General features: G+C 61.5%; 19 protein-coding genes and 1 tRNA gene. 19 read left to right on the forward strand and 1 reads right to left on the reverse strand.

What is annotated here, in order from left to right; translation table 11 throughout:
• The first annotated feature begins 31 nt into the window (after window positions 1–31).
• The 11 genes from flgH (at window position 32) to secF (ending at window position 12,351) form a co-directional block, all read left to right on the forward strand.
• The gene (gene flgH, locus GQB00_RS01635; protein ID WP_111496425.1) at window positions 32–706 is read left to right on the forward strand and encodes a flagellar basal body L-ring protein FlgH; all 675 of its coding nucleotides are present in this window, start codon (window positions 32–34) and stop codon (window positions 704–706) included.
• Window positions 703–1,800, forward strand: coding sequence for a flagellar basal body P-ring protein FlgI (locus GQB00_RS01640; protein ID WP_111496424.1), 1,098 nt, complete (start codon window positions 703–705; stop codon window positions 1,798–1,800). Before flgH ends, GQB00_RS01640 begins: the two co-directional genes overlap by 4 nt.
• 8 nt (window positions 1,801–1,808) lie before the next feature.
• Window positions 1,809–2,855, forward strand: a complete 1,047-nt coding sequence (gene flgJ / locus GQB00_RS01645) for a flagellar assembly peptidoglycan hydrolase FlgJ (RefSeq protein WP_165855001.1) — start codon at window positions 1,809–1,811, stop codon at window positions 2,853–2,855.
• 5 nt (window positions 2,856–2,860) lie between these two features.
• Window positions 2,861–4,894: a flagellar hook-associated protein FlgK gene (flgK, locus tag GQB00_RS01650; RefSeq protein ID WP_165855002.1), complete on the forward strand. Its 2,034-nt coding sequence runs from the start codon at window positions 2,861–2,863 to the stop codon at window positions 4,892–4,894.
• An 11-nt stretch (window positions 4,895–4,905) separates the two neighbouring features.
• Entirely contained in the window at window positions 4,906–6,453 is a 1,548-nt protein-coding gene (gene flgL, locus GQB00_RS01655; RefSeq protein ID WP_165855003.1) for a flagellar hook-associated protein FlgL, read from the forward strand.
• 99 nt (window positions 6,454–6,552) lie between these two features.
• A tRNA-Leu gene (locus GQB00_RS01660) sits at window positions 6,553–6,639 on the forward strand.
• Between the two features lie 99 nt (window positions 6,640–6,738).
• Window positions 6,739–7,812 carry a tRNA preQ1(34) S-adenosylmethionine ribosyltransferase-isomerase QueA gene (queA, locus tag GQB00_RS01665; RefSeq protein ID WP_165855004.1) on the forward strand — a complete coding sequence of 358 codons (1,074 nt, stop codon included), beginning with the start codon at window positions 6,739–6,741 and terminating at the stop codon, window positions 7,810–7,812.
• A 14-nt stretch (window positions 7,813–7,826) separates the two neighbouring features.
• Entirely contained in the window at window positions 7,827–8,957 is a 1,131-nt protein-coding gene (gene tgt / locus GQB00_RS01670; RefSeq protein WP_165856489.1) for a tRNA guanosine(34) transglycosylase Tgt, read from the forward strand.
• Between the two features lie 50 nt (window positions 8,958–9,007).
• Window positions 9,008–9,376 carry a preprotein translocase subunit YajC gene (gene yajC, locus GQB00_RS01675; RefSeq protein ID WP_111496418.1) on the forward strand — a complete coding sequence of 123 codons (369 nt, stop codon included), beginning with the start codon at window positions 9,008–9,010 and terminating at the stop codon, window positions 9,374–9,376.
• A gap of 151 nt (window positions 9,377–9,527) precedes the next feature.
• Window positions 9,528–11,405, forward strand: a complete 1,878-nt coding sequence (gene secD / locus GQB00_RS01680) for a protein translocase subunit SecD (RefSeq protein ID WP_165855005.1) — start codon at window positions 9,528–9,530, stop codon at window positions 11,403–11,405.
• The gene (gene secF, locus GQB00_RS01685; RefSeq protein ID WP_165855006.1) at window positions 11,398–12,351 is read left to right on the forward strand and encodes a protein translocase subunit SecF; all 954 of its coding nucleotides are present in this window, start codon (window positions 11,398–11,400) and stop codon (window positions 12,349–12,351) included. The genes secD and secF overlap by 8 nt, the downstream gene beginning before the upstream one ends.
• Window positions 12,352–12,437: 86 nt before the next feature.
• Here secF and GQB00_RS01690 read toward each other — a convergent pair whose 3' ends face one another.
• Complete coding sequence (locus tag GQB00_RS01690; protein ID WP_111496415.1) at window positions 12,438–13,238, reverse strand: inositol monophosphatase family protein; 801 nt, start codon at window positions 13,236–13,238, stop codon at window positions 12,438–12,440.
• A gap of 177 nt (window positions 13,239–13,415) precedes the next feature.
• Between GQB00_RS01690 and trmJ the strand changes: the two genes are divergently transcribed.
• From trmJ to GQB00_RS01730, 8 genes are all read left to right on the forward strand, one after another.
• Window positions 13,416–14,228, forward strand: coding sequence for a tRNA (cytosine(32)/uridine(32)-2'-O)-methyltransferase TrmJ (trmJ, locus tag GQB00_RS01695; protein WP_165855007.1), 813 nt, complete (start codon window positions 13,416–13,418; stop codon window positions 14,226–14,228).
• 3 nt (window positions 14,229–14,231) lie between these two features.
• Window positions 14,232–15,005: a serine O-acetyltransferase gene (cysE, locus tag GQB00_RS01700; protein WP_111496413.1), complete on the forward strand. Its 774-nt coding sequence runs from the start codon at window positions 14,232–14,234 to the stop codon at window positions 15,003–15,005.
• 127 nt (window positions 15,006–15,132) lie between these two features.
• Window positions 15,133–15,618, forward strand: a complete 486-nt coding sequence (iscR, locus tag GQB00_RS01705) for a Fe-S cluster assembly transcriptional regulator IscR (RefSeq protein WP_111496412.1) — start codon at window positions 15,133–15,135, stop codon at window positions 15,616–15,618.
• 57 nt (window positions 15,619–15,675) lie between these two features.
• Window positions 15,676–16,845: an IscS subfamily cysteine desulfurase gene (locus GQB00_RS01710; RefSeq protein ID WP_165855008.1), complete on the forward strand. Its 1,170-nt coding sequence runs from the start codon at window positions 15,676–15,678 to the stop codon at window positions 16,843–16,845.
• A gap of 67 nt (window positions 16,846–16,912) precedes the next feature.
• Window positions 16,913–17,341 (forward strand): nucleoside-diphosphate kinase, encoded by a 429-nt coding sequence (gene ndk, locus GQB00_RS01715; RefSeq protein ID WP_111496410.1) that lies wholly within the window; start codon window positions 16,913–16,915, stop codon window positions 17,339–17,341.
• A gap of 67 nt (window positions 17,342–17,408) precedes the next feature.
• Window positions 17,409–18,521, forward strand: coding sequence for a 23S rRNA (adenine(2503)-C(2))-methyltransferase RlmN (rlmN, locus tag GQB00_RS01720; protein WP_111496409.1), 1,113 nt, complete (start codon window positions 17,409–17,411; stop codon window positions 18,519–18,521).
• A 30-nt stretch (window positions 18,522–18,551) separates the two neighbouring features.
• A complete protein-coding gene (pilW, locus tag GQB00_RS01725; RefSeq protein ID WP_322873909.1) occupies window positions 18,552–19,358 on the forward strand; it encodes a type IV pilus biogenesis/stability protein PilW in 807 nt (268 codons plus the stop codon).
• On the forward strand, window positions 19,351–20,493 hold the full coding sequence (locus GQB00_RS01730) for a RodZ domain-containing protein (RefSeq protein ID WP_165855009.1): 1,143 nt from the start codon (window positions 19,351–19,353) through the stop codon (window positions 20,491–20,493). Before pilW ends, GQB00_RS01730 begins: the two co-directional genes overlap by 8 nt.
• Window positions 20,494–20,509: the final 16 nt, after the last annotated feature.

Below are 20,509 nucleotides of genomic sequence, written 5' to 3' on the forward strand. Positions count from 1 at the left end.
GCTGACGGCGGTTCAGAGGAGGAATGAGACCATGCGAACCAGACTGACTCCTTTCCTGATCGTGTCGCTGATCGTCCTGCAAGGCTGTCAGGCGGTCAGTCGTCCGCGTGCGGTTCCGGACGATCCGGCGTATGCACCGGTCAAGGCCCAGGCCCTGATGCAGCGCGACCCATCGTCAGGCGCTATCTACCAGACCTCGCGTAACTTCAACTTCTACGGCGATACCGTGGCGTTGAACGTGGGCGACATTCTGATGGTCAGCCTGGAAGAGCAGACCCAGGCCTCCAAAAACGCGGAAAGCAGCATCACCAAGGACAATGAGGTCAATTTCAACGACGGCAGCATCCTGGGACTGAATAATCTGAACCTGGGCACCAACCCCAACCTGGAACGGGATTTCGAGGGGGAAGCCGAGGCGGACCAGAGCAACAGCCTGGCCGGCAGCATCACGGTAACCGTCACCGAGGTTTATCCCAACGGCATCCTGCGCATTCGCGGGGAGAAGTGGCTGTCGCTGACCAACGGTGATGAGTACATCCGCCTGACCGGGCTGGTGCGCCCGCAGGATATTTCGCCGAATAATGTGGTGTCTTCCAATCGCATCGCCGATGCCCGCATCGCCTACGGCGGCACCGGTGACTTTGACGATGCCACACGCCAGGGCTGGCTGTCGCGCTTCTTTAACAGCGAGTGGTTCCCGCTATGAGTTTGCTTAGAACGTTGATCGCCGGTTTGGTGCTGGCCGTCGTGGCCGAGCCGCTGCTGGCGGATCGCCTGAAAGACATGGCCCGGATCCAGGGCGTGCGCTCGAACCAGCTGGTGGGCTACGGCCTGGTGGTGGGGCTGGATGGTACCGGCGATTCGGCGCCGTTCACCAACCAGACGTTCCGCAACCTGATGAACCAGTTCGGCATCACCGTGCCGGCCGACGTCAACCCCAAACTGGAAAATGTGGCGGCGGTCACCGTGCACGCGACGTTGCCGCCGTTCTCCAAGCGCGGCAACGAAATCGACATCACCGTGTCGTCCATCGGTAACGCTGAAAGCCTGCGCGGTGGCAGCCTGCTGATGACGCCGCTGAAAGGTGCCGATGGCCAGGTCTATGCCCTGGCGCAGGGTAGCCTGGTGGTGGGTGGCTTTGGCGCCTCCGGCAACGACGGCTCGCGGATTTCCGTCAACGTGCCCAGCGTGGGCCGGATTCCCAACGGGGCCAGCGTTGAGCGTGAAGTGACCTCGCCGTTCAGTCGCGGCGATACCATCACGTTCGACCTGCTGCAGCCGGATTTCACCACCGCCCGCCGTGTGGTGGACGTGATCAACAACACGCTGGGCCCGGACATGGCCTACGCCCAGGATGCCTCGTCTATCCGGGTCAAGGCGCCGCGGGATCCGTCCCAGCGGGTCAGTTTCCTGTCGGTGCTGGAAAACCTGGAGGTCAATCCCGCCGAGGCGGCGGCCAAGGTGGTCATCAACAGCCGCACCGGCACCATCGTGGTCGGCCAGAACGTCCACGTCAGCCCGGCCGCGATCACTCACGGCAACCTGACGGTGACCATCGAGGAGAATCCCAACGTCAGCCAGCCTGGCCCCCTGTCCGGCGGTGACACGGTGGTCACCCAGAACAGCACCATCACCACCACCCAGGAGCCGGCGCGCATGTTCAAGTTCGGTCCGGCGGTAACGCTCAACGAGATCGTCGAGGCGGTGAACCAGGTGGGTGCCGCGCCGGGTGATGTGATGGCGGTGCTGGAAGCCCTCAAGCAAGCCGGCGCGCTGCGTGCCGAGTTGATTGTGATCTAGGTGCCGTGATGCAGGATGCCCGTCTCGACAGCGCTCAGTATTACACCGATTTCAGCGGCCTCAACGCCCTGAAAACGGAGGCGCACAAGGACAAGAAAGCGGCGCTGGGACAGGTGGCCAAGCAGTTCGAGAGCCTGTTCCTGTCGCAGATGCTCAAGTCCATGCGCAAGGTGAACGACGTCTACGCCGAGGGCAACTACCTGAACAGCAGCCAGAGCAAGTTCTACCAGCAGATGTTCGACAGCCAGCTGACCCTGAGCATGAGTCAGAACAGTGGTTTCGGGCTGGCGGAGACCCTGGTGCGGCAGCTGTCGAAACAGATCCCCGGTCTGGAAGGGGACGGCGACAAAAGCGCCAGTCACCGGGCCAGCATTGCCGATTACCAGCGCAGTCTGCCGCCGCTGTCTCCGCGTTTGCCGAAGGAAGTGGATGAGGTCAAGGCGATCGCTGCGAACCAGGCGAGCAGCAGCGCGGAACCGGAAGCCCCGGTTGCCGCGACGGCCGACTCTGACGCGGCAGCCGAGACAACGGCACTCATGCCCGAGCGCTTCGAGTCGCCGGAGCACTTCGTGCAGACGCTGCTGCCGATGGCGGAGTCCGTGGCGGGGGACTCGGGTATCGATCCCAGGGTCATGGTGGCCCAGGCCGCACTGGAAACCGGCTGGGGCAAGCACATGATTCGGGGGAGCGAGGGAGAAGCCAGCTTCAACCTGTTTGGCATCAAGGCGGACAGCCGCTGGCAGGGCGACTCCGTGGACATACTGACCACCGAGTTCCGCGATGGGATCCCGTTGAAGGAGCGGGCGGCTTTCCGGTCGTATCCGGACTACCAGTCCAGCTTCGAGGACTATGTTGGCTTCCTGGAACGTAATCCGCGATACCGCGACGTGCTGTCGGTGGCGGACGATCCGGAAGCCTTTGCCGACGGCCTGCAGCAGGCCGGTTACGCGACCGATCCGGCCTACGGGGCCAAGATCCGCCGCATTCTCAACAGTGACTCGTTCGAGGGAGTCACGGGGCAGTCCCTGTCCCTGAAACAGGGCGGTGAGGAGTAACTGTCATGGCTGGCCTGATCAACATCGGTCTTTCGGGGATTCTGGGGCACCAGTCCGCGCTGAATACGACCGGCAACAACATCACCAACGCCAACACCGACGGCTACAGCCGCCAGCAGGTGGTATTCGAGAGCCAGAGCGGCATCAACACCGGTGCCGGCAGCATCGGCTCGGGCGTCAGTATCAGCGAAATCCGCCGGATTTCCGATCAGTTTGTGGTCAACCAGCTGCGCTCGGACACCTCCCTGTTCAACGAGCAGGACACGCTCAACACGGAGCTCACCCGCCTGGATAACCTGCTGGGTGGGGAGAGTACCGGCCTCAATGATGCCCTGAACAACTTCTTTTCCAGTCTGCAGAGTGCCGCCGAAGACCCGGCGGCGTTGCCCCAGCGCCAGGCGGTACTGAGCGAGGCGGAAAACCTGGTCAACCGTTTCCAGTCCCTGCACGGAGAGATGGTTCAGCAGCGGGAGTCAGTGACTGGCCAGATGTCAGCGGCGGCGTCGGATGTGAACAGCCTGCTCAGCACTATCGCGGATCTGAACGAATCGATTTCGGAGAGCCCGGGCATTGCCCAGGGCAACCTGCCCAATGATCTGCTGGACAAGCGCGACGAGAAAATCCGCGAATTGTCCGAGTTGCTGCAGGTGAAAGTCACCGAGGTCGATGGCTACCAGGTCAACGTTGCCCTGAGCAGTGGTCAGGCGCTGGTGGTCGGTAACGAGGCTGCCAGCCTGTCCACCGAAACCTCACCGGACGACCCCAACAAGCTGGCGTTCAAGCTGACCACCGGCAATCGCGTTGCCGATGTTACCGACCAGATGATCGGCGGCACCATCGGTGGTCTGCGGACCTTCCAGAACAAGGTGCTGGAGCCCGCGTTTGACCAACTGGGCCGTGTGGCCCTGGCGGTCTCGGACCAGATCAACCAGCAGCACAGTGTTGGTATGGATCTGGAAGGCGACCTGGGCGGACTCTTCTTCAGCGACGTCAATACCCGGGCGGCGCAACTGGACAGAGTGTCGGCCAGCGATAACAACGCGCCGCCGCAGGACGGTGTGGTTTCCGTCGAGATTACCGACACCAGCGAGCTGGCGGCCAGATCCTATAATCTGGAATTCAGCGGCACCAACGGCGAGAACTTCCAGTTGGTGGACGCCGAGACCGGCGAGATCGTGCGCCAGGGGCAACTGCCGGATCCGCTGCCGGCGGAAATCGAGATGCCGGGTTTCAATGTCCACATCGAAGCCGGTTCTTTCAGCGATGGCGACAGCTTCCTGGTGCGACCGACCCGAAATGCCGCGGCGAATATCGGGATGGAGATCAATCGGGAAGAGGACCTGGCGTTTGCCACGCCTGTGTCCGCCGAGTCGGATGAAGGCAACACCGGTGATGCCCAGATTTCCCAGGGCACCATGCTGAGCACCACCAATCCGCTCACCAACGTGCCGCTGGACGAGTTCAGTCAGCGCGGGGAGCTGTCTCCGCCGTTGATGGTCCGGTTCACCTCGGATACCAGCTACGAAATCCTGGACGCGACCGACCCGACCAACCCGCAGGCGCTGACGCCTCCGGTGACCGGCACCTATCAGCCGGGCGTGTCCAACAAGCTGTTCTCCGAGGACCCGTCGGATCCGAACTATCGAGGCTTTCAGTTCGAGATCAGCGGCAACCCGGAAGCGAATGATGTCTTCACCATTGGTTACAACACCGATGGGGTTTCCGATAACCGCAATGCCGCGATCCTTGGCGGCATGGGTACGACCAACACCATGAACGGCGGTAACCAGAGCTTCACCGAGGCTTATGGCGGGCTGGTGGAAACGGTGGGTGTGACCACTCGTCAGAGCCAGCTCGATATGGAAGCGGGGCAGGCACTGCTGGAGCAGTCCACCAACCAGTGGGAGTCCACCTCCGGGGTGAACCTGGACGAGGAAGCCGGCCGTCTCATCCAGTACCAGGCCGCCTACAACGCGTCGGCGCAGGTCATGAGCGTGGCGCAGGACCTGTTCGACACCCTGTTGGGTACCTTTAACTAAGGCGTCTGACCATGCGTATTTCATCACAGCAGATTTTCAGCGGTGGCGTTAACCGGCTGCAGGACCTCAACACCCAGTTGCAGAAAACTCAGCAGCAGGTGTCCACCGGCAAGCGGGTCATCAACCCGTCCGACGACCCGGTGGCCGCGGCGCGACTGCTGAAACTGGACCAGCAATCGGCCCAGATCGACCAGTTCCAGCGCGGTATCGACCTGGCCACCAACCGTCTGCAGCAGGAGGAGAGCACGCTGGGAGACGTCACCGACGTGATCCAGCGGGTGCGCGAGCTGACCGTGCAGGCGGGCAACGGCACCCTGTCGGCGGAGGACCGCGATTCCATCGCCTCGGAGCTGCGCGAACGGCTGGACCAACTGGCGTCCCTGGCCAACACCCGGGATGCGTCCGGCGAGTACATCTTCAGCGGCTTCAAGGGCAACACCCAGGCCTACCAGCAGAACGTCTCGGGAAGCTGGGTGTACCAGGGCGACGAGGGGCAGCGGGAGCTGGAAATCGATGTGGGCGTCAAAGTGGCGATCAGCGACCACGGCAAGGGCATCTTCTCTGACGTGGCCAGCAACAACCCGACGTTTTTCACTGAAGCCAGTAGTGCCAACAGCACCAATCCCCCGGCCACCATCAGTACCGGGATGATGCTGGATCAGGAGGTGTTCAATTCCGTTTACCCGGATGATCTGGTGGTTGAGGTAGATGCCACCGCCGGCACTTACACGGTGACCAATCGCTCTACAGGCGCCGATCTGACGCCGGCGGACAACACGTACGCCAGCGGTGACAGCATCCAGGTGGCCGGGATGCAGTTCGAGATAACGGGGGCTTCGGACGGGGACAAGTTCTTCGTCAAGACATCCGACCGCCAGTCAATGTTTTCCACGGTCGAGAAGCTGATCTACGGCCTCGAGAACCAGGCCAAGACGCCGGCGACCGCGACCATCTCCGACTTTTCCGCCCAGGCGGGCGGTGATTCGGTGAGCATCAACGGGGTGACCTTCAGCTTCGACAATACGGACGACCTGCAGTCCGTGGCCGACGCGATCAACAGCAGCACCGACCCGGCCCTGGAGGGGGTGAGCGTGAACACCGACGATCTGCCGGGGTCGATCAGCCTGGAGTCGACCCAGGGTGACCTGGAGATCGACGCCGGCGGCTGGGGCGGTGACCTGGAGGTCAGCGGCGCCAAGTTCCAGGACATCGACATCAACGGCAGCGTGGTGCAGCCGGACAGTGCCGACGCAGCCACGTTCCCCAGCGGTCAACAGGCGTTCAACGACCTGATCGCCGACTCCCTGGAGAATCTGGACAACGCCCAGGAAAGCGTCCTCACGACCCAGACCCAGATCGGCGGGCGTCTCAATGCCGTGGAGAGCACCAGCGAGTTCCTGACCGATTCCTCCGTCTACAATGAGCAGATCACTTCCGAACTGCGCGACGTGGACTACGCCGAGGCGATCAGTCGCCTGAGTTTCCAGAGTTTCGTGCTGCAGGCGGCCCAGCAATCGTTCGCGCAGGTGTCCCAGTTGTCGCTGTTCGATCGTCTGTAACCGGAACGGACCGGGTCAAGAACCGGATTTCGTGTGGAAACCCGCGTTATCCGGTTGACCCGGGCATTCCGCTCAGTATAATCGCCACACTCTCCAGACGCCGGGGTGGTGAAACTGGTAGACACGCGAGATTCAAAATCTCGTGCAGGCAACTGCGTGTGGGTTCGAGTCCCACCCCCGGCACCAAATTCCTGTTTTTCTGTAGCTGTGTGTCACCGTACGCACCCGCCGGGACCTGAATGCCAGCCGTTGGTGAGTCCCCTTGCCAGACCAGGTTGAGCCTCGATGAAAGTCTCCGATTTCCATTTTGACCTTCCGGACGAACTGATTGCGCGCTATCCCCTTGAGGAGCGTACCGCCAGTCGACTGTTGCACCTCGATGGCTCCACGGGCGCGGTGACCCATCGCCAGTTCCGGGATATCCAGAGCCTGCTGAAACCCGGCGATTTGCTGGTCTTCAACGACACCCGCGTGATTCCCGCCCGACTGTTCGGCCACAAGGAAACCGGCGGCAAGCTGGAAATCCTGGTGGAGCGGGTGCTGGACGAAACACAGTTGCTGGCCCATATCCGCTCGTCGAAATCGCCCAAGGCAGGCCAGCGGATCCTAGTGGACGAGGGCGGTGCGTTCCGTGTCGTCGGTCGGCAGGACGCCCTGTTCCAGCTTGAGCTTGATAGCGGTGCCGAGTCGGTCCTGGCGCTGCTGGAAGCGGTGGGGCACATGCCGTTGCCGCCGTATGTCGATCGTCCCGACGAAGAAGCCGATCGCGAGCGCTACCAGACCGTCTATGCCCGGGAAGCGGGCGCGGTAGCGGCGCCCACGGCGGGACTGCATTTCGACGAGACGATGCTGGCGGCGTTGGCAGAGCAGGGTGTCGAGCAGGCGTTCGTGACCCTGCACGTGGGCGCAGGCACCTTCCAGCCGGTGCGCGTCGATTCGGTGGAAGAACACCATATGCACAGCGAAGTGGTGGATGTGCCGCAGGCCACGGTCGATGCCATCCGGCGCACCCGCCATCGAGGCGGGCGAGTGGTGGCCGTGGGGACCACTTCGGTGCGCTCTCTGGAGTCGGCCTCCCGTCATGGCGAGCTCCGGGCGTTCCAGAGTGATACCGATATCTTTATCTACCCCGGCTACCGGTTTCAGTGCGTCGATGCACTGATTACCAACTTCCACCTGCCGGAATCCACCCTCATTATGCTGGTCAGTGCGTTCGCCGGGTACGAGTCGGTGATGTCCGCCTATCGTCAGGCGGTTGACGAGCGCTACCGTTTCTTCAGTTATGGTGATGCCATGTTTGTGACCGGCCAGCAGCCGTCGGCGCAGGCGGAGCAGGCCCATCAGGAGTCAGATCAATGAGAGAAGAGTGCTTCATGTCCTTCAAGACCCTGGCCAGCGACGGTCGGGCGCGGCGGGGCACCCTCAGCTTTCCACGGGGCGAGGTCCAGACCCCGGCCTTCATGCCGGTGGGCACCTACGGCACGGTCAAGGGCATGCTGCCGCGGGATATCGAAGGGATCGGCGCGCAGATTATTCTGGGCAACACCTTCCATCTGATGCTCCGTCCCGGCACGGAGATCATCAAGCAACACGGCGACCTGCACGACTTCACCCAATGGCAGGGCCCGATCCTGACCGACTCCGGCGGATTCCAGGTGTTCAGCCTGGGCGAAATGCGCAAGATCACCGAGCAGGGTGTGAAGTTCCGCTCGCCCGTGGATGGCTCGCCGGTGGAGCTGACGCCGGAAATCTCGATGCAGGTGCAGCGCGATCTGGGCTCCGATATCGTGATGATCTTCGACGAGTGCACCCCGTACCCCGCCACTGAAAAGCAGGCGAAGGCGTCCATGGAAATGTCCCTGCGCTGGGCCCAACGCAGTCGTGATGCCCATGGCGACAGCCCGTCGGCACTGTTCGGCATCGTCCAGGGCGGCATGTATGAAGGGCTGCGGGAACAATCCCTGGCAGGCCTGGTCAATATCGGGTTCGATGGCTACGCCATCGGTGGGCTGTCGGTGGGCGAGCCCAAAGAGGAAATGATGAAAATCCTCGATCACCTGCCGCCAAAGATGCCTGAAGACAAACCGCGTTACCTGATGGGTGTGGGCAAGCCGGAAGACATCGTCGAGGCGGTGCGTCGTGGTGTCGACATGTTCGATTGCGTCATGCCGACGCGCAATGCCCGCAACGGCCATCTGTTCACCAGCGAAGGGGTGATCAAGATACGTAACGCGCGGCATCGGACCGATACCGGTCCGCTCGATTCCGAGTGCGACTGCTACACCTGTCAGCACTTCTCGCGCGGTTATCTGCACCACCTGGATCGGTGTGGAGAGATGCTGGGATCGCAGCTCAATACGATCCACAACCTGCGCTATTACCAGAACCTCATGGCTGGATTGCGTGGGGCCATTGAAGCAGGTACATTGTCGGACTTTATCGAGCAGTTCTACGCGCGTCGGGGGCAGCCTGTGCCGGCCCTGGCTGGTGAATCCGAAGGCTGACGCGCACCGCCTTGCGGAGACAAGATTCAAATCAAAAACGGAGTACTCGAATGAAAGCTTTGCGTAACGCGCTTACTGTCTGCCTGGCCGCATCGCCTGCGGTCGCCATGGCTCAGCAGCCGGCGGCAGGTCAGGGTGGCATGGGCGTCATCGGTCAGGTGATCTTCTTTGCCGGCTTCATCCTGATTTTCTACCTCCTGATCTGGCGCCCCCAGTCCAAGCGTGCGAAGGAACACAAGGCGCTGATGGCCGGCTTGGACAAGGGCGACGAAGTGGTGACCTCCGGCGGTATGGCCGGCCGCATCACCAAGGTCACTGACGATTTCATCGTGATCGAAGTGGCGGACAACGTCGAAGTCAAGGTCCAGAAGGTCGCAGTTGCGACTGCGCTGCCCAAAGGCACGCTGAAAGATATCTGATCCTTCCGGAAGGGGCACGAGATGAGTGCCCCTTCTCATATCAGGTCCGGCCGTCCTGGCGCGGATCTGTAGACGGCGCCGGCCAACCTGGCCGGCGTCAGGTATTCAAGACGGTACAGGGCTGGTTCTGACCAGCAGAACAAGGCATTCCATGCTCAATAAATTCCCGCTCTGGAAAAATATCGTGATTCTGGTCGCGGTGGTGATTGGTTTCATCTACGCGCTGCCCAACCTCTATCCCGATGACTATGCGATTCAAATCACCGGTGCACGAAGCAGCACCCAGGTCGATCAGGCGACCCTGGACGAGGCTGTTGATGCGCTGGGCGAAGCCGGCGTCCAGGTCAAAGATGCGGTGCTCAACCCACCCAACGCGCTGATTCGCGTGCAAAGCTCCGATGCCCAGCTGAGTGCCCGCCCGGTCATCCAGGAGGCCGTGGGCCAGGATTACCTGGCGGCGCTCAATATGGCCCCAACCACGCCGGAATGGCTGCGCAACATTGGCGCCGGGCCAATGAAGCTGGGGCTGGACCTGCGCGGCGGTGTCCACTTCCTGCTGGAAGTCGATATGGACAGCGCCCTGCAGAAGCGCCTGGAAGTCTATGCCAGTGAGATCAAGCGTCAGCTGCGCGAGGAGCGCATTCGCTACCGCGGCGGTGATGTGGGTGACGGCAATACCATTGAACTGTCGTTCCGGGACGATGCGGCCCGCGATGAGGCGTTGGACCTGATTCGCGGCCAGTACAACGAGTTCCTGCTGAATCGCGAGTCCGGCGACGACGACCAGAGGCTGCTGACACTGCAGCTGTCGGAAGCGACCGTGACCGAAATCGAGGACTACGCGCTACAGCAGAACCTCACGACGATCCGCAATCGGGTCAACGAGCTGGGTGTTGCTGAACCACTGGTCCAGCGCCAGGGGCGTGACCGCATCGTGGTGGAGCTGCCGGGCGTGCAGGACACGGCACAGGCCAAGCGGGTATTGGGTGCCACGGCCAACCTCGAGTTCCGGCTGGAAGCTCGTCAGGACGCCTCGTCCGGGACAGCCGAAGTGTATCCGTTCCGGGATGAGCCGAACCGTACCGCTCGTCTTGAGCGCGAAATCATCGTCACCGGCGAAAACGTCGCTAACGCCCAGCAGGCTTTCGACCAGAATGGCCAGCCGCAGGTCAATATCACGATGGACGGCACCGGCGGTGACCGGATGACCCGTGCCACCCGCGACGCCATAAAGCGGCGCATGGCGGTGCTGTTCATCGAGTACAAGACCGAGACGGTGGACAAGCGCGTCGACGGCGAGATCAAGCAGGTGGAAGAGCGCAAGGTGGATCGCAGCATTATCAGCCTGGCGACCATCCAGTCCACCCTCGGCAGCTCGTTCCGCATCACCGGTCTCGATTCCGTGGCTGAAGCGGGCGAGCTGGCCCTGCTGCTGCGGGCCGGTTCCCTGGCGGCGCCGATGTACTTCGTGCAGGAGCGGACGATTGGTCCGAGCCTGGGGCAGAAGAATATCGATGCCGGCGTCATGTCGGTGACCGTCGGCTTCGCCATCGTCCTGCTTTACATGCTGCTGTACTACCGCTTCTTCGGTCTGGTGGCTAACGTAGCGCTGACCGTCAACCTCATGTTGCTGGTGGCTTGCATGTCGATCCTGTCGGCCACGCTGACGCTGCCGGGTATCGCCGGTATCGTGCTGACTGTGGGTATGGCCGTGGATGCCAACGTCCTGATATTCGAGCGAATAAAGGAAGAGCTGAGGCAGGGCGCGCCACCCCAGAGTGCCATTAATGCCGGTTTCTCCCGGGCGTTCGTGTCCATCTTCGACGCTAATATCACCACCTTGCTGGTAGCGGTCATCCTGTTCGCCATGGGCTCCGGACCCGTCAAGGGCTTTGCGGTAACCCTGTGCATCGGCATCCTGACCTCCATGTTCACGGGCTTGCTGGTCAGCCGCAGCATCATCAATCTGATTTACGGCGGTCGCAAAATCGAGAAGCTTGCGATCGGGGGGAAGCTTGCCAATGGCTAATCTGACGGATAAAACCATCAACTTCATGGGAGTGCGGCGCGTTGCGTCGGTTGGCTCCCTGGCCGCAGTGATCCTCTCGATTGTCATCCTCGCGGTGAACGGACTCAATCTGGGTCTGGACTTTACCGGCGGCACCTCGGTTGAGTTCGCCTACGAGGAGGCGCCGTCGCTGGACGAGGTACGCCAGACGCTGGATGACGCCGGCTACACCGAGTTCGTTGTCCAGAATTTCGGCGACGAAAAGTCGGTGCTGGTGCGTCTGCGCCAGGATCTGGATGACGAACTCTCCGCGAACATGATCAATGCGCTGCGTGCCGATGGCGACCAGCTTGAGTTGGTGCGGGCGGAGTTCGTTGGTTCCCAGGTGGGTGACGAGCTGAAGGAAGACAGCGGCCTGGGGCTGCTGCTGGCCCTGTTCGTGGTGCTGATCTACGTGGGTATGCGTTTTCAGCTCAAATTCGGAATTGCCTCGGTTCTGCCGCTGGCACACGATGTCCTGATCGTGCTGGGTATTTTCTCGCTGTTTCAGTGGACGTTCGATCTGAGCGTGCTGGCCGCGTTGCTGGCCGTCATCGGTTACTCGCTGAACGATACGATCATCGTGGCGGACCGTATCCGGGAGAATTTCCGCAAGCTGCGCACCGGTGGTACCGAAGACGTGGTCAACCACTCGATCACCGAGACCCTGAGCCGGACCCTCAACACCTCGGGTACGACGCTGGTCGTCCTGCTCTCCCTGTACTTCCTCGGTGGTGAGGCGATCCATAACTTTGCCGTTGCGTTGATCATCGGCATTGTCGTGGGTACCTACTCCTCCATCTACGTCTCAGCGAACCTGTTGGTGCTGCTGGGCGTTACCCGGGAAGATCTGGTTGTGCCGCCCAAGGAAGGCGCCGCCGATCAGCAGGAAGACGAGGAACCGCCCGAATGGCTGAACCGGATGTAAATCCGGTGATGCTGTTCCAGCCCGGTCCCCGGGCACAAAAAAAGGCCGCGATTGCGGCCTTTTTTATGTCTGATGAAAGCGCAGGATCAGCGCGGCAGTCGGCCGCGGAACGGATGCAGCGTTTTCAGCAGCTCCTTGAACAGTTTCGGGTTGGCGATCGCCAGCTGACGACTGGTGTCCCCGCCGGCCGGGTTGCCGGAAAAGTCGCCGGACAGGCCGCCAGACTCGTGGGTCAGCAGCAGTGCGAGGGACTGTTCCACCGCGGTGGGGCGGAACAGGACGACGCCGTCCAGGTGGCCGGCACTGGCGCGGGCGATATCCAGTACGCCGCAGCCGCAGGTACGGGTCTGTGAGGATTCACGGGCCAGGGTGCTGATGAGTTCGCCCCAGATCAACGGATCGTCGGTCTCGCGGGTAAAGTCGAGGACGTTGGTCGCCAGGATGGCGCGGCGCATGCCCTGAGCGCCGTTCATGCGGATGCGGCGGCTGTTGAGAGCGGCGCCGTGACCACGGCTGGCTGAGTATTCCTCACCCGTGATCGGGTTGACCAACAGCATGTGCTCGGCCCGGTTGGCTTTCTTCTGGACCAGGGCCAGCGCAAACTCGGGGATGCCACGCAGGAAATTCTCGCTTCCGATCAGCGGGAAAACGTGCCAGCTCAGAGCCTCATCGCCGGCCTCGATGTCGCCGGCCGGAGCAATGTAGTGATCCTTGTAGGCTTTCTGCAGTTGCTCGGCGAAATTGGCATAAACAGAAGCTTCTGCGCGGGCCAGCTGCTGGCGGGCGCCGTCGTCGATGGCTGCAGGATCCTGGCGTTCAAAGTGGGCCTTGAGGTACTCGGAGCCCTGGCGCGCAATGCGCAGAGCCATTTTAATCGCTGGTTGCATGGAGCTCTCTGTCAACTGGCTGTTCAAAGGGCGCGTATGATAGCAAATCACTGACTCAGCTTGTACGTTTTTTGACGGGGTGCTCATAGGGAATTACCCCGGTGGGCAGCTCAACTGCCGCGACTTTCTGCTATCATATTGCGCCCTTAAGCCAACGGTAAGACCCGAGACAGTCGCATGACCCAGACAGACCCCCAAGCGCACATCCGCATCGTCCTGATTGAAACCTCGCACTCCGGCAATATCGGCGCGGTGGCTCGGGCCATGAAGAACATGGGGCTGTCCAATCTGTATCTGGTGAACCCGGCGTCTTTTCCTGACGAGGCTTCCTATGCCCGGTCGTCCGGTGCATCCGATATCCTCGATCGGGCTGTGGTCGTCGATACCATGGAGCAGGCCATTGAGGATTGTGTGCTGGTGATGGGGACCAGCGCCCGCGGACGCAAGGTGCCCTGGCCGGTGATCCCGCCGTCGGAAAGCGCCGCCCGGGCGGCCGAGCATGCGGGGCAGGGGGATGTGGCCCTGGTGTTCGGACGTGAGAATCATGGCCTGAGCAATGAAGAATTGCAGCGTTGCCACTACCATATCCACATACCGTCCAATCCGGATTACAGCTCCCTGAACCTGGCCATGGCGGTGCAGGTGATTTGTTACGAGGTCCGGATGCATCAGCTTCGCGCGCTGGAAGCCGGCGACGGGCAGGCGCTGCTCAAGCCGATGCTGCGGCCCGGCGACGAGGGCTGGGATATCCCGTTGGCCTCGGTACAGGACGTGGAGGGATTCTTCGGGCACCTGGAGCAGGTGCTCGTGGACGTGGATTTCCATCGGCGGGACAATCCGCGCCAGTTGATGACCCGGCTGCGACGGCTGTTCCAGCGGGCGCATCTGGATCAGATGGAGATCAATATTCTGCGCGGCATCCTCTCTGCCGTGCAGAAGAGTGCAGGGGGCGGCCAGAGCCGTCCCGAAGCGGAGCAGGAGCAGGACTGAGCTATGTTTGAGCGTTTGCGCGAAGATATCGGCAGTGTGTTTCATCGTGATCCCGCCGCGCGGAACACGTTTGAGGTACTGACCAATTACCCGGGGCTGCACGCCCTCCTGTTTTACCGCCTGGCTCACAGTCTCTGGTGCCGTGACTTCAAGTGGCTGGCGCGCACCATTTCCACCGTGGCGCGCTGGCTGACGGGGATTGAAATCCATCCGGGCGCGGTGATCGGTCGCCGTTTCTTTATCGACCACGGCATGGGCGTCGTGATCGGCGAAACCACCGTTATTGGTGACGACGTGACGCTTTACCAGGGCGTTACCCTGGGAGGAACCAGCTGGAATAAGGGGAAGCGGCACCCGACGCTGGGCGATGGTGTGGTGATCGGCGCGGGGGCCAAGATCCTGGGGCCGTTCGAGGTAGGTGACCGGGCCAAAGTGGGGTCCAATTCCGTGGTCACCAAGGCGGTACCGGCGGATGCCACCGTGGTGGGTATTCCTGGCCGGGTGATCGTCAAGCGTGACAAGGACGCCGAATCCAGCAAGCGCCGCGATATGGAGCAGCGAATGGGGTTCGACGCCTACGGTGTCACCGAGGAAATGCCCGACCCCGTGGCGCGTGCCGTGCGCAGTCTGCTGGATCATATGCACGTGGTGGACGAGCGTATCGAAACCATGTGCAAGGCGCTGCAGCGGGTGGATCATGAGTACCGTAACGGTGCTTTGCCGCCGCTCGACGAGGAAGATTTCGACTGCGTAAGGGACGATAAGGAATCGTCCTGACAGGGGTGGTAACTGTCGGCGTTGCCTGGATTTTTGGGCGAGAGGGCAATACTTGACTGATTTAGTCGGTCAATTCATACTCTCAAGTCGACAGACCCACTGGTTCGATCTCTCGAGGCTGTGATCCATGCGACTGACGACGAAGGGCCGCTACGCCGTGACGGCGATGCTCGACCTGGCGCTCCACGCCGAGGACGGGCCTGTGTCGCTGGCGGATATTTCACAGCGCCAGGATATATCCCTGTCCTATCTTGAGCAGTTGTTTGCCAAGCTCCGCCGTCAAAAGCTCGTGGTCAGCGTGCGTGGTCCGGGCGGGGGCTATCAGCTTGGACGTCCCCACGATGCTGTGTTCATCGCCGACGTGGTTGATGCGGTCAACGAGTCCCTGGACACGACCCGCTGCCACAACAAGGGCGACTGTCAGAATGGTGAAAAATGCCTGACTCACCATCTCTGGTCGGACCTGAGTGACCAGATTCATACGTTTCTCAGTGAGATCAGCCTCGCCGATCTCATGCGTAAGCGGGAAATCCAGGTGGTGGCCCATCGCCAGAACCGGCGTCAGGCGGAAGCCATCAATACCCGGCGCCTGGTCCAGAACGATCCCGCCTGATTCAACCTGTCCCGGCCCCGGAGTCAGGGGCATCGATTCATTCAGTTCCAGAGTGCTATGAAGAAACCAGTTTACCTCGATTATGCGGCTACGACTCCGGTTGACCCGCGCGTGGCCGAGCGCATGGCCGAACACCTGACCCTCGACGGGGTTTTCGGTAATCCGGCATCCCGTTCCCATGGCTACGGCTGGCAGGCAGAGGCCGCCGTCGAAGGTGCCCGGCGGCAGGTGGCCGATCTGATTGGTTGTGATCCCCGCGAGATCGTCTGGACATCCGGCGCCACCGAGGCCGATAACCTGGCCCTGAAAGGCGTTGCCGCCCGCTTCCCGGGTGCCCACATCGTGACATCCGCGATTGAGCACAAAGCGGTGTTGGACACCTGCGCCTGGCTCGAATTCCAGGGGATGCGCGTTACCTACCTGCAGCCGGATGCCGCCGGACACATTACGCCGGACCAGGTTGATGACGCGCTGGAAGAGGACACCTGTCTGGTCAGTCTGATGTGGGTGAACAACGAGATCGGCGTGATGACCGATGTGGCGGCGATTGGTGAGCGTCTGCGAAAGCGTGGCGTCCTGTTTCACGTTGATGCGGCCCAGGCGGCGGGCAAGCTCCCGGTTGACCTGTCGCAGGTCAAGCTGGACCTGATGTCCTTGTCCGGCCACAAAGTGTACGGCCCGAAAGGCATTGGCGCGCTGTACGTCCGTCGCGATCCCGCTGTGCGTGTTGAGGCACAGATCCACGGTGGTGGCCATGAGCGGGGCATGCGTTCCGGCACCCTGGCGACGCACCAGATCGTCGGTATGGGGGAAGCCTTCCGGCTCGCCGATGACGAGCTCAACACTGAGCGGGAGCGCCTGACAGCGCTGCGGGAGCGGTTCCTGGTCGGAGTGCTGGCGCTGGAGGGTGTGCATTTCAACGGCGATCAGGAACTCTGTGTGCCGGGCATTGTCAATCTGAGTTTTGAGGGTGTTGATGGCGAATCCCTGATGCTTGGGTTGCGAGATCTGGCGGTGTCGTCCGGTTCCGCCTGCGCATCGGCATCCCTGGAGCCGTCCTACGTGCTGCGTGCTCTGGGCGTCAGCGACGAGCTTGCGCACAGTGCGCTACGCTTTTCATTCGGTCGTTTCAGCACCGAAGAGGACATTGCTTTTGCCGTGTCAGAGATTGCGACAGTGCTGGAGCGTCTGCGGGGCCTGCAGCGCTCGCGCTCCGGAGTCAGGTAGGCAGTGGCTGGCTTCCTGCGTATAATCGCCGTCTAGTTTTTTACCCTTAACCAATTGGAGATATAGCATGGCTATCGAGCGTACGCTCTCTATCGTTAAACCCGATGCAGTGGCCAAGAACGTCATTGGCGAAATCTACTCCCGCTTCGAGAAAGGCGGTCTGAGCATCGTTGCTGCCAAGATGATGCACCTGACCCAGGAGCAGGCGGAAGGTTTCTACGCGGAGCACAAAGAGCGTCCGTTCTTCCCGGACCTGGTGGCTTTCATGACCTCCGGCCCGGTTGTGGTCCAGGTGCTGGAAGGTGAAGGTGCTATCGCCAAGAACCGTGACCTGATGGGCGCGACCAACCCGAAGGAAGCGGACGCCGGCACCATTCGTGCGGATTTCGCGTCCTCCATCGACGCCAACGCCGTACACGGTTCCGATTCTCCGGAATCGGCCGAGCGCGAGATCGCGTACTTCTTCAACGACAACGAGATCTGCCCGCGCGGCTGATTCTCTTCGGGGCGGGCGGCCAGGCCGGCCGCCCGTTCTGACGGGTTATTTGATCGAGGTTATCGTTATGTCATCGCCGACCGAAAAAACCAACCTTCTGGGCATGCCCAAGCCCAAACTGGAGGCCTTTTTCGAGTCTCTGGGCGAAAAGAAATTCCGCGCCACCCAGTTGCTCCAGTGGATGCATCAGCGTGGCGTTGATGACTTCGACCAAATGACGAACGTCAGCAAGGCGTTACGGGAAAAACTTAAGGCTGTCGCTGAGATCCGCGGGCCCGAAGTCGTGTTTGACGAGACGTCGAAGGACGGCACCCGCAAGTGGATCATGCGCATGGACAGCGGCAACAGTGTTGAAACCGTCCTCATTCCGGATGGCCAGCGCGGGACGCTGTGTGTCTCCTCACAGATCGGTTGCAGTCTGGACTGCACCTTCTGCTCCACCGGCAAGCGCGGGTTCAACCGCAACCTGACGGCCGCGGAAATCATCGGCCAGGTCTGGGTGGCGCGGCGCTCGTTTATGCCGTTCAATCCCAACGAGGAGCGCCCGATCACCAACGTCGTGATGATGGGGATGGGCGAGCCGTTGCTCAACTTCGACAATGTGGTCGATGCCATGGACCTGATGATGGAAGACTACGCCTACGGTCTCTCCAAGCGCCGGGTGACCCTGAGCACGTCGGGCGTGGTGCCCGCGCTCGACCGCCTGGGCGAACTGACCGACGTGTCCCTGGCGATTTCCCTGCACGCCCCCAACGACGAACTTCGCAACCAGTTGGTTCCGATCAACAAGAAATACCCCATCAGCGAACTGCTGGCCGCCACTCGACGCTATCTGTCACGCCTGCCGGACAAGCGCAAGGTGACCATCGAGTACACGGTGATCCAGGGCGTGAATGACAAGCTTGAGCATGCCCACGAGTTGGCCAGGCTGCTCAAGGGGTTGCCGTGCAAGATTAACCTGATCCCGTTTAACCCATTCCCGGAGAGTGATTTCAAGCGGCCCAAGGCGATGGCCACCCGTCGCTTCCAGTCGATCCTGAATGAGGCCGGGCATGTGACAACGGTCAGGACGACCCGTGGCGACGATATCGACGCCGCCTGTGGCCAATTGGTGGGGCAGTTCGAGGATCGAACGCGCCGCAGCCAGAGGTATATTCCCGTTCACCAGATGACGCCCTGACGCGCCTTTCAATAAAAGGATTTGCCAAGCGTGAAACTTAACGCCTTTCCCAGTGCAGTCGTCAGAGCCATTCTGATGGTTGGGTTGCTGGCCTCCAGCGCCGGTTGCGTCACCACTACGAACAGTCCATTTGCCAAGGACGCTGACCAGCAGAAGGCTGAAGAAAGTTACGTGCGGCTGGGTCTCGCCTATATCGGTCAGGGCCATTACGATCGGGCACGGGATCGGTTGCAGCGTGCGCTGGATATTGACTCGGACAGCCCGGGTGCGCTGGCCGGGATGGGGCTGGTGTACCAGTCCGAAGGCGAGCCGGAGTTGGCGGAAAAGGCGTTTCGCCGGGCGCTGTCCAGTGACAGTAGTTACACCCGCGGGCGCATTTTCTATGGCGCCTTCCTCTACAACCAGGGGCGTTACGAGGAAGCCGAGGAGCAGTTCCAGCGCGCGTCACAGGATGTTGAGTACACCGAGCGCGCGTCGATTTTCTATAACCTGGGCCGCGCTCAGGAGCAGCAGCAGGATTACCCGGCCGCGGCCAAGAGTTACAAGCGCGCCGTCAACCTCAGTCGCGGCAAACCGGATTACCTGCTTGCCCTGTCCAGCCTGTTGCTCAAGGCCGATGATTACAATCAGGCGTCGATCTATTATCGCCAACTGACCACGGTGATGGATCGAAACCCCAATCTCCAGCACTCGCCGGAAAGTCTCTTGACGGGGCTGCGGCTGGCGCATTATTTCGGGGACTCGCATCGCGAGGCGAGCCTCGCTTTACTTCTGCGGAACCAATACCCAGAATCAGAACAACTTAAACAGTACAGAGCACTGATTTCGAATGACTAATGATGATACCCAGGAAATACCGGTTGCCGAGGCGGTAACCGGAGAGGTCGGGAATCAGCTCCGCCGCGCCCGGGAATCGAAGGGGATTTCGATTACTGACGTGGCGGACAGTCAGCATTTGCGCCCGTCGATCATCCAGGCGATCGAAGAAGGGCAGTACGAGAAAATTGGTAGTGAGTTGTTCCTGAAAGGGTATGTGCGGGCCTACGCCGAACAGGTTGGTCTCGACCCCCGCAAACTGGTTGATCAGCTCGATCTGGAGCTGATGCCGATGCGCGAGGAGGAGGAACAGGCACGCCGCGATAACCCTCTGGAATCCATCGAACGCAAGAAGCGGCAGAAACGTCGTGTTGCCCGCTGGACGTTGATCATCCTGTTGATTGCCGTGGTGGCTGGAATCGGCTATCGCGTGATGGAGACGGAACTGTTCCCGGGCGGCATCAGCGGTGCACTCGATACATCCGATCCCGCGCCTTCCGAAGACGTGAACGAAGCGGCGACAGGGGAATCGCAAATCGGTGGCGACGCGGATGGTTCTGTGGTTGACCAGGCGGCGGCAGACGATTCGGCAGACAACGCCACGGCCTTCGGCGAGTCGGTCGAGGACGCCTCGGCAAGTGGCGCTGCGGACAGCCCGGAGGCTGCTGAAAACGACGCCGGCATGCCGGCCGGGAACGACCCGGAAAGTACATCGGCCACCACGCAGGACGATATGGAACAGCCGGCCGCCACCGATCAGGCGCCGTCCGGTGACGGCAGTGACATGAGCGAAGACGTGCCTGCGGCGGTCGCGCCCGACGCCGCGGCTCCGGTGGCCGAACCGGAAGCGTCGTCGGACGAGGCGAGTGCGCCGGCGCCGGAGAGCCCGCCGGTTACACCGACATCCCCGGATATGGACTTGCTGACGGCCAGCTTTACCGGCGATTGCTGGGTGTCGATCAAGAATGCGGAAGGGACCACGGTTGTCGCGTCCCTGAAACGTGCCGGTGAGAGCCTGCGTTATGAGGGCCGGGGGCCATTCCAGATTGTCCTCGGGGCTGCGGACGCCGCCACGTTGCGTTTTAATGGTGAAGCGGTGGATCTTTCCGTTTATCCGGCATCAAATAACCGCGTGGCGCTGACCGTTGGAAACTGATCCGTTAAACGAATCC

The sequence above is a fragment of the Marinobacter sp. JSM 1782161 genome, assembly GCF_011421605.1.
In the GTDB taxonomy this organism is placed as follows: Bacteria; Pseudomonadota; Gammaproteobacteria; order Pseudomonadales; family Oleiphilaceae; genus Marinobacter_A; species Marinobacter_A bohaiensis.

What these genes read in the sequence shown, in the direction of transcription:
- flgJ (WP_165855001.1), top strand. Translation starts at nt 1,809, where the DNA reads ATGCAGGATGCCCGTCTCGACAGCGCTCAGTATTACACCGATTTCAGC.
- secD (WP_165855005.1), top strand. Translation starts at nt 9,528, where the DNA reads ATGCTCAATAAATTCCCGCTCTGGAAAAATATCGTGATTCTGGTCGCG.
- iscR (WP_111496412.1), top strand. Translation starts at nt 15,133, where the DNA reads ATGCGACTGACGACGAAGGGCCGCTACGCCGTGACGGCGATGCTCGAC.
- flgK (WP_165855002.1), top strand. Translation starts at nt 2,861, where the DNA reads ATGGCTGGCCTGATCAACATCGGTCTTTCGGGGATTCTGGGGCACCAG.
- GQB00_RS01640 (WP_111496424.1), top strand. Translation starts at nt 703, where the DNA reads ATGAGTTTGCTTAGAACGTTGATCGCCGGTTTGGTGCTGGCCGTCGTG.
- rlmN (WP_111496409.1), top strand. Translation starts at nt 17,409, where the DNA reads ATGTCATCGCCGACCGAAAAAACCAACCTTCTGGGCATGCCCAAGCCC.
- tgt (WP_165856489.1), top strand. Translation starts at nt 7,827, where the DNA reads ATGTCCTTCAAGACCCTGGCCAGCGACGGTCGGGCGCGGCGGGGCACC.
- cysE (WP_111496413.1), top strand. Translation starts at nt 14,232, where the DNA reads ATGTTTGAGCGTTTGCGCGAAGATATCGGCAGTGTGTTTCATCGTGAT.
- flgL (WP_165855003.1), top strand. Translation starts at nt 4,906, where the DNA reads ATGCGTATTTCATCACAGCAGATTTTCAGCGGTGGCGTTAACCGGCTG.
- GQB00_RS01710 (WP_165855008.1), top strand. Translation starts at nt 15,676, where the DNA reads ATGAAGAAACCAGTTTACCTCGATTATGCGGCTACGACTCCGGTTGAC.
- trmJ (WP_165855007.1), top strand. Translation starts at nt 13,416, where the DNA reads ATGACCCAGACAGACCCCCAAGCGCACATCCGCATCGTCCTGATTGAA.
- GQB00_RS01730 (WP_165855009.1), top strand. Translation starts at nt 19,351, where the DNA reads ATGACTAATGATGATACCCAGGAAATACCGGTTGCCGAGGCGGTAACC.
- flgH (WP_111496425.1), top strand. Translation starts at nt 32, where the DNA reads ATGCGAACCAGACTGACTCCTTTCCTGATCGTGTCGCTGATCGTCCTG.
- yajC (WP_111496418.1), top strand. Translation starts at nt 9,008, where the DNA reads ATGAAAGCTTTGCGTAACGCGCTTACTGTCTGCCTGGCCGCATCGCCT.
- queA (WP_165855004.1), top strand. Translation starts at nt 6,739, where the DNA reads ATGAAAGTCTCCGATTTCCATTTTGACCTTCCGGACGAACTGATTGCG.
- ndk (WP_111496410.1), top strand. Translation starts at nt 16,913, where the DNA reads ATGGCTATCGAGCGTACGCTCTCTATCGTTAAACCCGATGCAGTGGCC.
- secF (WP_165855006.1), top strand. Translation starts at nt 11,398, where the DNA reads ATGGCTAATCTGACGGATAAAACCATCAACTTCATGGGAGTGCGGCGC.
- GQB00_RS01690 (WP_111496415.1), bottom strand. Translation starts at nt 13,238, where the DNA reads ATGCAACCAGCGATTAAAATGGCTCTGCGCATTGCGCGCCAGGGCTCC.